The 13,147-nt window shown below is 47.4% G+C and carries 10 protein-coding genes; 6 read left to right on the top strand and 4 right to left on the bottom strand.

The features are described from left to right. Positions 1–49: 49 nt before the first annotated feature. The 3 genes from ACFVVF_RS10235 to ACFVVF_RS10225 form a co-directional block, all read right to left on the bottom strand. On the bottom strand, positions 50–1,159 hold the full coding sequence (locus tag ACFVVF_RS10235; RefSeq protein WP_387807978.1) for a hypothetical protein: 1,110 nt from the start codon (positions 1,157–1,159) through the stop codon (positions 50–52). A 78-nt stretch (positions 1,160–1,237) separates the two neighbouring features. Then, positions 1,238–2,623: a sensor histidine kinase gene (locus tag ACFVVF_RS10230; RefSeq protein ID WP_387807975.1), complete on the bottom strand. Its 1,386-nt coding sequence runs from the start codon at positions 2,621–2,623 to the stop codon at positions 1,238–1,240. Further along, a complete protein-coding gene (locus ACFVVF_RS10225) occupies positions 2,607–3,281 on the bottom strand; it encodes a response regulator transcription factor (RefSeq protein WP_387807973.1) in 675 nt (224 codons plus the stop codon). Before ACFVVF_RS10225 ends, ACFVVF_RS10230 begins: the two co-directional genes overlap by 17 nt. A 250-nt stretch (positions 3,282–3,531) precedes the next feature. Here ACFVVF_RS10225 and ACFVVF_RS10220 point away from each other — a divergent pair, with 250 nt between their 5' ends. After that, positions 3,532–4,401: a methyl-accepting chemotaxis protein gene (locus tag ACFVVF_RS10220; protein ID WP_387807970.1), complete on the top strand. Its 870-nt coding sequence runs from the start codon at positions 3,532–3,534 to the stop codon at positions 4,399–4,401. A gap of 80 nt (positions 4,402–4,481) precedes the next feature. On the opposite strand, the gene ACFVVF_RS10215 is transcribed toward ACFVVF_RS10220, so the two are convergent. Continuing rightward, positions 4,482–5,672 (bottom strand): cytochrome P450 family protein, encoded by a 1,191-nt coding sequence (locus ACFVVF_RS10215; RefSeq protein WP_387808990.1) that lies wholly within the window; start codon positions 5,670–5,672, stop codon positions 4,482–4,484. Positions 5,673–6,087: 415 nt separating this feature from the next. Here ACFVVF_RS10215 and ACFVVF_RS10210 point away from each other — a divergent pair, with 415 nt between their 5' ends. The 5 genes from ACFVVF_RS10210 (at position 6,088) to ACFVVF_RS10190 (ending at position 13,128) form a co-directional block, all read left to right on the top strand. Continuing rightward, entirely contained in the window at positions 6,088–7,824 is a 1,737-nt protein-coding gene (locus tag ACFVVF_RS10210) for a sensor histidine kinase (RefSeq protein ID WP_387807968.1), read from the top strand. Continuing rightward, positions 7,772–9,436 (top strand): response regulator transcription factor, encoded by a 1,665-nt coding sequence (locus ACFVVF_RS10205; protein WP_387807966.1) that lies wholly within the window; start codon positions 7,772–7,774, stop codon positions 9,434–9,436. Before ACFVVF_RS10210 ends, ACFVVF_RS10205 begins: the two co-directional genes overlap by 53 nt. Before the next feature lie 115 nt (positions 9,437–9,551). After that, the gene (locus tag ACFVVF_RS10200) at positions 9,552–11,060 is read left to right on the top strand and encodes an ABC transporter substrate-binding protein (protein WP_387807963.1); all 1,509 of its coding nucleotides are present in this window, start codon (positions 9,552–9,554) and stop codon (positions 11,058–11,060) included. 302 nt (positions 11,061–11,362) lie between these two features. Beyond that, positions 11,363–12,232: an ABC transporter permease gene (locus ACFVVF_RS10195; protein WP_387808988.1), complete on the top strand. Its 870-nt coding sequence runs from the start codon at positions 11,363–11,365 to the stop codon at positions 12,230–12,232. A gap of 11 nt (positions 12,233–12,243) precedes the next feature. Next, positions 12,244–13,128: a carbohydrate ABC transporter permease gene (locus ACFVVF_RS10190; protein ID WP_387807960.1), complete on the top strand. Its 885-nt coding sequence runs from the start codon at positions 12,244–12,246 to the stop codon at positions 13,126–13,128. Positions 13,129–13,147 lie beyond the last annotated feature (19 nt).

Genomic DNA, 13,147 nt, shown 5'->3' with positions numbered 1-13,147 from the left:
TGTCCATAACCGGGTCATTACAGTCTTTTTAATATCTGCACCTAAGCTGTTATTTCTTTGTACTGACCGCCGGTTCATAGATCAGGCACCGTAAAATCTGCTCCGGATAGCGCAGCTCGGCAAGGTAGGAGCTCCCATCCTCCAGCTCAAGAGAGATCGCAACTGTACCACGCTTGTTATATTGATCCGCTTTTACGATTGAGGATTTTTTAATAGCCCGTTTTTCACCTTGTTTTTTGACTACAATATCTTTCGCCGCTGTCACCCAGCTTGCATCCTGCTGAATCTTTTTCGCAATTGCCTCTGTAATTGGCGTCCGCTTATAAGCAGAGTCGGTCACGGTCGTATCAACGACTTGTCCGCTCATGGAATCAATGTACACGTCGTACATCATGAAAGCTTTCCCGTCAGTCAGCAGTTTCTCCATCTGATAGGGCTGAAAGTGGACATTCCACTGGCCTTTTTGTGCGGGGCCAAACTTGTTGTAGGCGACGCTCATTTGGAGCTTGGATACATCGACATCAAACAGCTTCTTGACGCTTTGAATCGCCTTTTGCGCAGCCGCTTCTTTACTGATATCCTTGGCATCCGGCTGCGGAGCCTGATAGCGCTTGGCTCCGGCGTAATTAACACGGGCATGCCAGTCAATATATTGCAGCAGCTCTTCATTGGTCAGCTCCCGTTTGGGATAGACAAACTTGTCGTTCTTCAAGTCAAGATAGAAGCTGGCTTCTCCCGCCTTCAACGGCAGCTTCTTTTGCGGACGAACGCCATCGTACATGTACTGTGCATTTAATGCTGCCAAGCGCTTGTTTTCCTGCTCGCTCATTTTCCGGGTACCGAGTTCGCTCTCGCCCTTGATATGATCCAGGTAATCATAGATTTGCTGGAGTTCCGCTTCCGTCATGCTCTCCGACAAATAATCCTCTACAGTAGAAGAAGGGGTCTTGCCCTCCACCTTCAACAAAGGAACCCTGCTGCTTACAAATGCAGTTTCCGGTAAATCGATTAGCTTGTTGCTCTGGTAAGCCTGCGGCGAGCTCAAGGCGTTCACCTGGGTAGTGGCACCTAGGCGCGGGACAGCAATTGCGCTCAGTGTCAGCAATCCGGCAGAAACGGCAAAAACCGTCAGGGTGGCGGGAATACGCTTTCTCTTCATATGACAACCTCCATGAATATTAGGATGAGGACTGGCCCATGCCCCTACTTTAAACCAGAGATGTTATTAAGTTAGGGCCTAGTTGTTATGGAGTTGTAAAAAGATTCGGATGCTTGTTCCGCGCTTCTCCTCCGATTCAAGCGATAGCTCTGCCTGATGCGCCTCCGCGATCTGTCTGCAGATCGATAAGCCCAGTCCTGCTCCGCCATGCGATCTGGAGCGGGCATTATCGGCCCGGTAGAAAGGCTCGAACGCCTGCTGGACTTGTCTGGGGCTCATCCCTTTTCCGAAGTCTCGAACTTCAAGGACGGCAGCGGCGCCTTCTTGATAGGCAAGCATCCGGATTTCGGAGCGGGGGGCAGAAGCATGAATGGCGTTATCGACACAATTGACGAGGAAAGAAGCGAGCAGATCGGGATCGCCCGATACGTGCTTAATGCTGCTTTCGATAACAAGTGTAAGTCCTGCTTCCTCGAGCTGCTTCTGCTCCAGCTGCCGCACGGATTCAAACAACTGATCTACCGGCACACGGACGCGTTCCACCGACTCGCGGCGCAATATCGAGAGATCCAGCAGCTTGAAGACTAAGCTTTTCAATCGCAGCGTCTCGCTCCAGATGTATCCGCTGGCCGTAATGCGCTCCTCCTCGCTAATATTGGCAGCATTCAAATATTGCGCAAAGCCCTGCATGCTCGTTAATGGGGTTCGCAATTCATGAGCAAGATTATCGACAATCCGCTGCTTATCCTCCGCCATTGCAGACAGCTCGGTGACATGGCGGTCTACCGCTTTCGCCATTTGATTGAAGTTTTGGGCAAGCTCCCCGAATTCATCACGGTTCTTCAATTGCACGCGTTCGCTGTAGTTTCCTTCTGCTATCGTTTGCGTCGTGGCCGATAAGAGGCGCAGAGGCTTAGTTAACTGCCGGATGAGAACATAGAGTATAATCGCGAGGATTGGGCCGGTTATAAAATTGACATAGACAAAATAGCGGTTAAGCTCAGCCTGGCTTGCGTACAGCTCATCTATATTTCTCCGGTATACGAACCGGAGATGCTCGAAGGGAGCAGGCAGCTCGCTGGCTGATACGATATCATGGGCATTTTGCTCGTGTGTTAAGTTGTTCGCCGGGGCTGCCGGATCGTCCGGCTTTTGGCCATCTTCGTATACGAGCTGGTTCCCGTTCCACAGCTGCAGCGAAATTTTCTGCTTCCGGTAATAGTTAGCATAGGATCGTGCAACGTCAGTCAGAACCGTATCATTAACCGCCATCCCCCGCGACTGGATAGAGATCAGATTCTCATAAATGTTGTTGGCGATCAGTGCCTGCTCGCTTGCTGCCCGCTGTATCTCGCGCTCCATATGAAGCTGCCAGCTTTTATTCATAATGATAATGACGCTAACGTCTAGAGCGATGATGAACAGCGCCAATACGGCAAGCAGCGTCTTATGCCAGAATCTCATCGGCGGCCACCTCAAGACGGTAGCCGAGCTTGTACACCGTTTTGATCCTTTCTTCCCAGCCAAGCTTCTTGCGCAGCTGGCGGATATGTACGTCTACCGTTCGGGTTTCGCCTTCATATTCGAAGCCCCATGCGAGCTCCAGCAGCTTCTCCCGCGACAGCGCAATATTCCGGTTCTGAATCAATACCTCCAGCAGCTCGAATTCCTGCGCCGTTAATTCAACAATGCTGTTGTCCCTATAGACTTGACGCTGGGCCAGCCTGATCTGGGCGCCGTCCAAAACAAACCCCGACTCTTCCTTCACATTGCGGCGCAATACAACATTAATGCGGGCAAGCAGCTCCAATATTTCAAAGGGCTTGATCAAGTAATCCTCCGCGCCAAGCTCAAAGCCCGTAATCCGGTCGGCTAGTGAATCCTTTGCCGTAATAAAAATTACAGGAATGTTCATGCCGCGAATACGCTTCATCAGTTCAAAGCCGTCCAGCTCCGGGAGCATCACATCGAGCAGAATGAGATCGATCTTCTCCTGCTCCAGCAAGGGCAGCACTTCTGCACCATTGTAAGCTTTGACATATTCATGCCCGACAAGCTTCAGATTCATTGTGATCAGGTCATTGATTGGTTTCTCATCTTCCACTACCAATATTTTCGTCACGCATTTATCTCCTTTTTCTATAGGCAATCCTGCTGCTGGCAGCGTATTGCTGGCAATAGCGGTTAGATATTCGACTATTTCCAGCAATTTTCCTCTTAAACAGCCCAACTTAACTATTAATCGTATTTTACCGATAAATAAATCGTATAGATAGGGATTTATTGGTATTGATAAATAGAAAGAACCCCCTGGTTGATCAACCAACTTATTGGGCGGGATATAAGAGAGCATAAGAGCTGGAGGCTAAAGGATGAGTAACGGGAACGAAGTGCAAGCGCCGCATGAGTTGATTGAAGCTTTTGTAAAGGTGGCTCCGCTGCTGAGAAATCTTACGAATGATGATATGACAATCGGCATTTATGACACGGAGAAGCTGATCGTCAACATTCCAGGCCGGACATTCTCGCTGAATGTCAGTCCGGGGGACCCGCTAAGAGAAGGGGATATTGTGAACGATGCGATTAAAAATAATACGGTGCTGTCGGCTGTCGTGCCAAAAGAATTGTTTGGCTTTCCGCTCGCAGCCCGTGCCATTCCGCTGCATGATGAGCAGGGCAGAGTGATTGGCGGCGTCGGCATGGGGACAAGTCTCGAGAAAGCGAATAAGCTGTTTGAGATGGCCGAGAGCTTCTCCGCTATTGTAGAACAGACAACCGCGTCCATTGAAGGGATCAGTCAGTCTGTTACGCATCTTACTTCCCGTGTGAATGATGTATCGAATCAAATGAAGGACGTCAGCACGAGCGCGCAGGAGATTGACCAGATATCGGCTGTCGTAAAGCAAATCTCGGATCAGAGCAACTTACTGGGACTTAATGCTGCGATTGAAGCAGCAAGAGCGGGGGAAGTGGGGAGAGGCTTCTCCGTTGTGGCCGATGAAATCCGCAAGCTGGCCACAAGCTCGAAAGAAAATGCGGACCAGATCAACGGCATTACCAGCAATATTCAAGACCTGTTGCTGCGGCTGAATCATGCTTTTGCCGATATTAACAAGCTGACTGACAGCCAGTCGGGAGCTATTCAGGAGTTTGCAGCTACGATCCAGGAGATTAGTTCCAAATCAGAGGAATTGGCTCAGGTTGCCGAAGCTTCGCTTTATGCGAAGCAAGAAGGGGAGTAGTCTGGTGCCAGGCTGCCGGGATAATCCCGGCAGCCTGTTTTTTTTACAATCCTCGCTTTTACGACTCTAAGCAAGCAGGATTATTTAAGCTTAACAGGAATCTCCTTAAGCCCCCGAACAATCATGCCAGGCCGCCATTCCAGTTCACTGACATCCTCTTGGAGCTGCATATCCGGAAAGCGGCGAAGCAGCGTCGTGATTGCAATCTCGCCTTCAAGCCGCGCGAGAGGGGCTCCCAGGCAAAGGTGTATGCCGGTGCCAAAAGCCAGATGCGGACTCTTCTCGCGGGTAATGTCAAATACATCTGCATCCTTGAATTTCTGTGAATCCCGGTTGGCTGAATCCAGCGCAACGACAACTAGCTCACCTCTGGCTATGTGATGTCCATGAAAGTCCATATCTTCTGCTGCCCAGCGTGATGTGCTGAATTCAACCGGTCCATTGTAACGCAGCATCTCTTCAACAGCTTTATGAATGAACTCGGGCTGCCGGATGAGCAGGTCGCGTTGTTCCGGATTCTCCAGCAGGGCAAGTACGCCGTTGCCGATCAGGTTAACGGTTGTTTCGTGTCCGGCAATAATGAGCAGCGCGACAACACTAAGCAGCTCCTCACCGGTTAGCTGTTCCCCGGCTTCCTCGGCTATAACGAGCTGGCTGATCAGATCATCGCCCGGTTCTTCGCGTGTTTTGGCAAACCAGGCATTCAAGTAATCCGTGAACTCTTGCATATGCTGCTCGAATACTTCAGCAGACTCATCGCTGGTCGCATCGATGATGGTGTTGGACCAGACCCGGAATTTATCCTGATCCTCAACCGGCACACCGAGAATCTCGCTGATGACAATAATCGGCAGCGGGAAGGCAAACTCATCTATCAGATTCATCTTGTCCGGGGATTTAAGATTATCCAGAAGATCGTCGGCAATTTGCTGGATGTGGCTTCTCATGCCTTCAATCATCCGGGGGGTAAAAGCCTTCTGAACGAGTCCGCGCAGCCGGCGATGATCGGGCGGATCTGCAAACAGCATGTTATGCACAAAAATGTTCTGTTCATCGGGACCGAACAGCTGAACGATATCCTTACTAAAGCGATTGTCCTTCAACACTTCCACTGCATCCTCATATCGCGTAATCATCCAGCCGAATTCACCGTTAGGAAACATTACTTTAAAAATAGGATTTTGCTCTCTCAGCTTTTCATAGGCGGGATAGGGGTTTTGTGTAAAAGCTTTGGTAAAAATTTCAGGCTGTGAAGCTTCATTTGTCCGCAGCATGATTGAACTCCTCTCAAATTAAAAACTGTTTAAGCCATGCATCCTTTAACGAAGCAGGATAGGAAGCCGACAAAGCGCTTGTTTAATCTGTATGTAAAAATAAAACAAAAATTAATCATCCAGTGTGAGGATTTCGTGACATTTATAGGCAATCAGCAGTCATGACCGCTAGCGTCAGAGAGCCGCCTGGCCGTCCGGCATGAATCATAGTCATTAAACGATCTCTATAGCCAAGGATGAGGATCTGGTTGTACAATTACCGAAGTCAAAGGAGCCGTGCGGGGAGGAAGCAGGTTCGTAACGAACAAATCCCGTGTTTGTCAGGAGATTCTCGAATGGGTTCCTTAAAAGCTGCAAAAAATGACTACAGGGCAGCTAAAGCAAAATAGATGAATTGGACAGGAGTGCCTTTATGTTGAAGCGGCTGCAGTCTATACCTTGGAATTCGATTCGTGTGAAGCTTGTGCTTGGCCTGCTTGCGATTACACTTCCGCTTATTGCCTTATTAATCTATAACAATCAATACAGCATAAGGGTCGTACACAATCAAGTAGCCAATTCTAATGAAAACCTTATTCAAATTCACATGAAACAAATCGATGCCAAGCTTTCAGAGATTGAACGTTATTTGATCGGAGTGAGAATGGCTGATTTGAACGTGCAAGCCATAAGCGGGCATTTGCCGGAGGATGATTATATATTGACCAAAAGCAGCATATACCGGAAGTTCAATTCCGACATGGTCATTTATCCCTATGTTGAAGGATTATTTATCTACTCCATTTCCCGTGACGACATCGTAGAGCCTTACCGCAATACGATCAGCTACTCCGACGTCTTGAAGCTAAATACAGTCATTAAGCGAAAGATCGTCGAGATGGCTGGTCAGACAGCTTCATCCGACGGAAAGTGGCAGGTTGTTTCAGTCGAAGGGAAGAGCAGCCTCTTGCAAATTTATGGCGAAGGCGATCTCTATGTAGGCGCATGGGTTCCTGCTGGCGCGCTGGTTGAACCGCTTCGCAATGCGAAGTCGGGCACATCCAGCAATATGCTGATGGTAGATGCAAATGGCGCTTTAATGTATAGTACCCAGCCTCTAGCGGATGAAACGATTGATTTTACCCGGAGCTTTGCCAAATACTATTTGTCAGGGAAAAATGAGTCTTATTTGATTGTCGGAGAGAAGTCGGCGAGAGGACCCTTTAGTCTTGTTGCTGCCACTCTTAATAAATCTATTCTAGAAAATTTACCTTATCTCACCTGGGCAACTATACTGGTCATCCTGCTTGCTCTGCTTATGCTCCCGATCAGCTTTTGGCTGCTCCGCCGTGTCCTTATGTACCCGCTGGTTAAGCTGGCGGAGACGATGCGGCTTATCGGGCAAGGGAATTTTAACGTGCAGATTAAAGAGGTTTCTTCCTCCGATGAGTTTTTGCTTCTATACCGCACCTTCAACCGGATGTTATCGCAAATTGCAGAGCTGAAGATTCATGTCTACGAGGAGCAGCTAAGCAAGCAACGCGCAGAATTGAAGCATTTGCAGCTGCAAATCAACCCGCACTTTTTCATGAACGCGCTTAATATCTTATTCCATTTAGCCCAAATGAAGCAGTACGGGCTCATTCAAGAAATGATCATGCTGCTTTCTCAATATTTCCGCTATATGTTCCAAAGCCAGCGGTCGCTTGTACTGCTTAAGGAGGAGCTGCAGCATGCGATTAATTATTTGCGTATTCAGCAGATGAGACTGTCAGATCGGCTGGCATATGAAATCGACGTTCCTGAATATTTGGGAACGACCCATATTCCTCCGTTAATGCTGCAGACCATTGTAGAAAATACGATGAAGCATGCGGTGCGGGCTGAGGGACAGACGCTGCTTGTTATTGAGGCCACACTTGATGATTTGGCGGAGGAGCCTATGGTTTGTTTGTCCATACGCGATAACGGTGCAGGGTACTCCGAGGAGTCTTTGCAGGCTTTTCGCTCAGGAAACGTAACAGTTGATGATGACGGGGAGCATATCGGGTTATGGAATGTTCGGGAGAGGCTGCGCCTTCAATATGGCGACAAAGCCTGGATAGAGTGCTATAACGATGATCCGCAAGGTGCTGTTACAGAAATTTATGTTCCATTGCGTACACAATAAAGGGGGAGCAAGCATGAGTCATTTGTTAATCGTAGATGACGAGCCAATCGCAATAGAGGGACTTTTATCCGGCATGAAATGGGCAGATATCGGTATTAGTCAAGTCTCGACTGCGTCAAGTTCGGAACAAGCCAAAGCTATTTTTGAGCAAAAGCAGATTGATGTAATGTTATGCGATATCGAAATGCCGAAAGAGACGGGGCTGCAGCTGCTTGAATGGGTGAGGGAAGCGCATCCGAATACCGTAACTATCTTTTTGACCTGCCATGCCGATTTTCAATATGCGAAGCAGGCTATCGCTCTTGGGAGCCTGGATTATCTGCTGAAGCCGGTGCATTATGCGGATTTGGAAGCCTCTCTGCAGAAAGCGCTCCGCAAAATAGAAGAAGACAGTACGATGAGTAAATTCAGCCAATACGGCAAGTTTTGGGTCAAGCATCAAGCTATCCATATCGAGCGATTCTGGAAGGACATTATAACGCATGAGATTCCATCCAATCCGGATGCCATCCGAATTGCAGCAGAGGAGCGCAATATACCCTATTCCAACGAGCTGCTCCTGCTTCCGATTCACATTCGCATTCGCAGATGGCATCAGGAGTTTTCATTGCGCGACAAAAAAATATTGGAGACTGCTTTGCTGAAATCAGCGGAGGAGCTCATTCTGGAAAAGTATGAGAGCGGGTTTGTGTTTACTACCGGTGAAGAATCGATGCTGGCTGTCCTGAATGGTGATTTGTCAGCAGGCATAGATATGCAGGTGCTGAAGGAATCCTGTGAGCGGTATATTCAGGCATGTCCCCATTATTTCTATTGCGACGTTGTATGCTACATTGGCGAGCCTGTATACGGCTATAAGCTGGCGGGTATGTACAGGAATTTAGTTGAGAAGGATCAAGTTAACGTATCCTATGACAATCATGTATTTATTCCGCAAGAGCAGTTGACGGCAGGCAGCACTGCGCGTGCTTTGCCCGATATGGGGATGTGGGCGCTGATGCTGAAGGAGGGAGCGCGTCATGAGGTGATGCGAACTGCGCTTGATTATATTAATGAGCTTGTCACAAGCGGTGAGCTGACCTCGGAGCTGCTGCGCTCATTTGTACACAACTTCCAGCAAATGATTCATTATGTGCTTCAGGTTAAAGGCATACAGGCGCATCAGCTGCTGGGTGACAGCGAGTCATCTGAATTGTATGTCAAAGCCCAGCGGTCTGCACAGCATACCACAGCCTGGATCAGGCATGCCGTCAACAAATCGATGGATTATGTAGCTTCGCTGGAGCAATCGCCTAATGTAGTAGAGAAGGCAAAGGCTTATATTATGGATAGGCTGGAGGAGGACATTTCCAGAGAGGATATCGCGGCACATGTCTTTCTTAACCCCGATTATTTAACCCGTATATTCAAGAAAGAGACAGGCCAGTCTATTTCGGATTATTTGCTCCAGCAGCGTCTAAGCCTTGCCGCAAACTTGCTTGTAAATACAGAGATGCCCATCAGTATGATTGCCAGCCGGATTGGATACTCCAACTTTTCGCATTTTTCACGTATTTTCAAAAAGTATATGACTTTAGGGCCGCTGGAATATCGGCAAAAGGGTCAAGAATGACAGAGAAAGTCGTAAAAGTGACAGCCAGAAGTCTTGTAAAGAGCAGTGGGGGACGGGAGGTAAGCGCTTATAATATGGACAGGAACAAAAATAAAGATAAAGGCGGGTAGAACAAATGAACAGAAAATGGCTTTCGGCATCGGTCTGGCTGCTTTGTATGATGTTAATATTGGCGGCTTGCGGCGGCAAGGAATCAAAGGGAGAGAAGCCGGCACCAGAGGGTGCAGCTGAAAAAATGGATGAAATTACGATTGCTTTCCCGATGATCAGCACCATTCTCAACGAAATGCCGGCTATTGAAGCTAGTATTAATGAGATTACCCAAGCTAAAATAAATACAAAGGTACACTTAAAGGCGATTAGCTCCGGTGAATGGAGACAGCAGATCAATTTGATGTTTACTGGCAGCGAAACGATTGATCTGATGTTCGTCAACGGCAATCTGTATCCTGGCATGGTTTCGAAAAATCAGCTGACGAAGCTGGATGAGTTATTGGATAAGTACGGCAGCGGAATTAAAGAAGCGGTTGGTTCGGATTATATTAAGGTTCCAATGATTAAAGGGGCAACCTACGGGGTGCCAACCATTCGTGACCTGGCGGCCAATTATGGCGTTATTATGCGCAAAGATCTCGTTGATAAATACAACATCGATTTGAATGCGATTAATAAGCTCGAAGATTTGGACAGCGTATTCAAAAAAATTAAAGAAGGCGAAGGCATTGAGCCGTTTGTCTCGGCTGCCAGCGGCAACTCATTTGTTGACGCCCACATGACTTGGGATTCGCTAGGCGATAATTTAGGTGTATTGCCTGGCTATGACAACAACCTTAAGGTTGTCAATCTGTATGAAACGGATGAATATAAAAACCTACTGAATCTGGCAAGAGGCTGGTATACGAAAGGCTATATTGCGAAGGATGCGGCTACATCCAATGCGACATCTTGGGACAGACTGAAGTCCAATACTGGGTTTGCGTTTCTAGCTGCCTTCAAACCAGGCATCGTTGAGCAGGAGACAAAGGCTGCGGGTATCGAACTCGTCGGCAAGGAGCTTACCGACATCATTGCCCGTTCAGGAACGGTATCCAATGTCATGTGGGGCATTCCTTCCATTTCGAAAAATGCCGAAGCAGCTATGAAGTTTCTAAATTTAATGTACACGGATAAAGATATTGTCAACCTGTTCGATTGGGGTATTGAGGGCAAGCATTATGTGAAGGTTGAAGGAAAAGAAGGCGTTATTCGTTTCCCTGATAATGTTAATGCCAAAACAACCACTTACAGTATGCCGCTTGGCTATTTGTTCGGCAATCAATTCCTGTCCTACACCATGGAGGAGAATGACCCGGACATTTGGAAGAAGACGGCTGAGTTCAACCAAAATGCGCGCCATTCCAAGGCAATGGGCTTTACCTTTGACCCAACGCCTGTGAAGACGGAGTATGCGGCTGTGTCTAACGTAGTTACACAGTACAGAATTGCTCTGGAATCGGGAACGGTAGATCCTGCGAAAGTGCTGCCTGACTTCATTGCAAAGCTCAAATCGGCAGGTATCGATAAAATTATTGCTGAAAAGCAAAAGCAATTGGATGATTGGGCAGGAAGCAGCGCTTCCAAATAAGCATAGCCCTGAACAATAGTATGAGATCCTTAAAAGGCTGTCTTTCAGATTTTTATCTGATGAGGCGGCCTTTTTTTATTGCTCGCAAGCCGGGGATTCATCCGGCAGCCATTGCGGAGACAAGGATAGTCGGCAAAGTGCAAGCTATAAGTCGCCCCAGCAGTAGTGGGCCTCAGCGCTCTTCGATAAAATTACTAATACATACAGGCGATTGCTTGCCAATTAAGGGGGAGAATACGGTGGCTACAACCGTGCAAAGCAAAAAAAGATCGGGCATCCGAAAGTATTTGCCGTTATACGTGATGCTGATTCCAGGCTTGGCGTATTTGTTACTGAACAATTACTTGCCGCTGTTCGGGCTTACTATTGCGTTCAAAAACATTGACTACAGCAAAGGGATTTGGGGCAGTGACTGGGCCGGATTATCCAATTTCCAATATTTATTTCAAACCAATGATGCTTTTGTTATTACTAGAAATACGCTGCTCTACAACGCTGTTTTTATCGTGCTTGGTTTAGGGCTGGCCATTATCGTTGCCATTTTGCTTAATGAAATTAAGAACAAGCTGGCATCCCGTTTTTATCAAAGCGTCATCATCCTGCCGTTCTTAATCTCCATTATCATTGTCAGCTACTTGGTCTACTCCTTTCTGAGCCCAAGCACAGGCTTTGTGAATAATACGATACTGCCTGCGTTTGGCATTGAACCGGTCTCATGGTATACAGAGTCGAAATATTGGCCTTATATCCTCGTTTTTGTACACCTTTGGAAAGGTGTAGGCTACAACTGCATCGTGTTTTTGGCAGCCATTATCGGTATTGATCCAGAGTATTATGAGGCAGCACGAATTGACGGCGCTTCGAAGCTGAGACAAATTTTCAGCATTACGATACCGACGATTTCTCCAGTCATAGTGATGCTGATGCTCCTTGCTATCGGACGAATCTTCTACTCGGATTTTGGACTGTTCTATCAGGTTCCGATGAACTCTGGTGCATTATTCGAGACGACAAACGTAATCGATACCTACGTTTTCCGCGGTCTCATGCAGCTTGGCGACATTGGCATGTCATCGGCAGCAGGCTTGTATCAATCTGTAGTCGGATTTTTGCTCGTGCTCATTTCCAACTTTATCGTACGTAAAATCAACAAGGAAAACGCATTGTTTTAGGAGGCTTGAACATGGATAGAGAAGATAAAATTTGGCAATGGATGGCTCATCTTATCATGATCGTACTTGCATTGCTCTGTATACTGCCTTTCATTTTGCTGTTCATGGCTTCGATTACAGATGAGACTAGCATTATTACGAACGGCTACTCCTTTTTCCCGGAGAAATTCAGCTTTGAAGCCTACAGCTATTTGTGGAGTCAATCCGACCAAATTTTTCGGGCATATGGGATAACCGTTCTCGTAACAGTCATTGGAACGGCAGCAAGTCTGATTATTACCTCCTTGCTTGCCTATCCGCTTTCCCGTAAAGATTTGCCGGGCGGCCAGACGCTTTCGTTTATCGTCTTTTTTACACTGCTGTTCAATGGCGGACTTGTTCCAACGTATATGGTCTATACGCAAGTGATTGATTTGAAAAACAGCTTTCTGGCCTTGCTTATTCCTTGGCTGCTTATGAACGGATTTAATGTCTTGCTGATGCGGACGTTTTTCAAAACAACAATTCCGCCCGCTTTGATTGAATCGGCAAGCATTGACGGCGCAGGTGAATTCAAAATCTACTGGCGCATCGTATTGCCGCTTTCCATGCCGGTTATGGCGACAGTAGGCATGTTCCAAGGGCTGGCATATTGGAATGACTGGAACAACGGCTTGGTATTTGTCACTTCACCGAACTTGTTCAGCTTGCAAAATATATTGAACCGGATTATGAATGACATTCAGTTCTTAACGAGCAACAGCGGCACCAGCAGCAGTCAGGCTTTGGCTTCACTGCCAAGCGAAACCTTCCGGATGGCAATTGCCGTCATTGGCGTCATTCCGATTCTGGTTGCCTATCCGTTTTTCCAGCGTTATTTCGTCAAAGGGATGACAATTGGCGCTGTAAAGGGATAGCACGGAAAGCGTACACCAT

Origin of the sequence: Paenibacillus sp. NPDC058174 (assembly GCF_042883865.1) — a bacterium.
Lineage (GTDB): Bacteria > Bacillota > Bacilli > Paenibacillales > Paenibacillaceae > Pristimantibacillus.
The sequence above is the reverse complement of the archived record's forward strand: the minus strand, read 5'-3'. Positions and strand labels throughout refer to the sequence as shown.